This window comes from Microcystis sp. LEGE 00066 (assembly GCF_015207925.1).
GTDB classification, from domain to species: Bacteria; Cyanobacteriota; Cyanobacteriia; order Cyanobacteriales; family Microcystaceae; genus Microcystis; species Microcystis ichthyoblabe_A.
Window position 1 is genome coordinate 1 of sequence record NZ_JADEVX010000331.1, and the last position, 1,907, is coordinate 1,907.

A 1,907-nucleotide genomic window follows, 5' to 3' on the forward strand; every position below is an offset into this window, starting at 1 on the left:
AACTAAAACCCCAAAACCCCAAAACCCCAAAACCCCAAAACCCCAAAACCCCTAAATCCCTATCTCCTGTCTCCTGAATGCTGACTCCTGATCACTGCCAATTACTGATCAATAGTCTTTAAATAGGGTTGGCTGAATAAATCTAAAAACCTTGTTGGGTAAGACTTTTAGACCTTTTGACCATCAAAAAGTAATGGATCTGGGAGTGATCGGGGGAAAAATTCCTGGACTTTTTCCCTGAAAATTAGGTAATTGACCCCCTCAAAACCAGTAAAACCCCACACCCCACACCCTGCCCCCAGGAAAAACTTTTTCAGCAGACCCTAAATAATGTCATCCTCAAATTTATAACCGACACCGACCACAGTTTTGATAAAGATCGGATTAGCAGGATCGGGTTCTACTTTTTTGCGTAAGCGTCGGATATGGGTATCTACTACCCTTTCATCGCCAAAAAAATCATTTCCCCAGAGATTATCGATTAATTGGGTGCGACTCCAGACGCGATTGGGATAACTGACAAAGGTAGCTAATAAATTAAATTCTAAGGTGGTTAAATCGAGGGTTTCCTCTGGCATTCCCTCCAATTTACGAAGAGCAGAATGTTGATCTAAGTCGATAATAAAATGACGGCTGCGATGGAGTTGTTGGGGTTGACTATCGTGTCTTAAACTACGTCTTAATAAGGCTCTTACGCGAGCGGTTAATTCCCGGGGACTAAAGGGTTTGACCATATAATCATCGGCTCCCGTAGATAGACCGATAATGCGATCAATTTCTTCTCCCCTAGCGGTTAACATTAAAATATAGGGGTCTTTTGTCCCCGGTTTTTGGCGAATTCTAGCACACAATTCCAGTCCGTCTAATTCCGGTAACATTAAATCTAAAATAACTAAGTCTGGTTGCTTTTGATAAAATAGTTCTAGTCCTACCCTACCATTATAAGCCAGATGACAAGTAAAGGACTCCCGCTCTAAAGTTTGCTGAATCAAATGGGCGATTTCAATTTCATCTTCGATAATAATGATATCCATACAAGGGAAAAAGTTTACAAATATCTAGGCAGATTTTAACATATTAAAGGCCGATTCAAGTCTGAATTGCATCACTATCTGATCTACCTTTATAGAATACCTCATTCGGGGTCTGATAGTCAAGATATTTTCGAGGACGATTGTTAATCAAGTTGAAGCAGCAGCGATTGCTTTCTATCATCAACAAACTGATTGGCCAGTAGTGCAAACTCTGGTCTGTGATCATGCTTCCCAATTCAAATTACTGACTGATAATATTACTTTGTGTTGGGTACATGAGGAACGACATTATAAGAAGTTGACTCCTTATGTTGCTTGTCACCAAAAAGCTCTTGATCAATTGCTGGATGATTTCTGGGATTACTACCGAGACTTGCTGGCTTACAAAGATGCACCCAGTCAACAGATAGCAGCAAAACTCCGATCTGAGTTTTGGAAACTTTTCGATACTCAAAGCGGTTATCAACAGTTGAATGAGCAAAAACAATTAACACTGCTGAAAATTTCGGAGTTGCTTTTAGTCTTAGAGCATCCCGAATTGCTCTTGCATAATAATCCGGCGGAGTTAGCTGCTAGGACGATGGTGCAGCGACGTAATATTAGTTAGGGACTTGCGCTTTGATAATGTGCCATCTGGCTGGTCTGGTTCTTCTACAGAGCGATTTTCTGGCTGGGATATTATTCCTACGCAAGTCCCTTATGCTACTCAAACTCTGACAGAGGACTCAGGCTTGGGATGCTTTTATCCCACATTCCGCACCCTCAACTGTCACAGATCAAAAAAGCCATTAAAGTAGTACATAATAACTAAAATTAATTCAAAGGTTAAAAGGGTTAATGAGAATATATAGCATTAAAAGGGGTATGGAGCGA

Annotated in this window: 2 protein-coding genes; one reads left to right on the forward strand and one right to left on the reverse strand. The window is 40.6% G+C overall.

Annotation, left to right across the window (positions count from 1 at the left end):
- Positions 1–323 precede the first annotated feature (323 nt).
- A complete protein-coding gene (locus IQ224_RS23210; RefSeq protein WP_002743079.1) occupies positions 324–1,034 on the reverse strand; it encodes a response regulator transcription factor in 711 nt (236 codons plus the stop codon).
- A gap of 202 nt (positions 1,035–1,236) precedes the next feature.
- Between IQ224_RS23210 and IQ224_RS23215 the strand changes: the two genes are divergently transcribed.
- Complete coding sequence (locus IQ224_RS23215; RefSeq protein ID WP_036400478.1) at positions 1,237–1,641, forward strand: transposase; 405 nt, start codon at positions 1,237–1,239, stop codon at positions 1,639–1,641.
- Positions 1,642–1,907 lie beyond the last annotated feature (266 nt).

What these genes read in the sequence shown, in the direction of transcription:
- IQ224_RS23210 (WP_002743079.1), bottom strand. Translation starts at nt 1,034, where the DNA reads ATGGATATCATTATTATCGAAGATGAAATTGAAATCGCCCATTTGATT.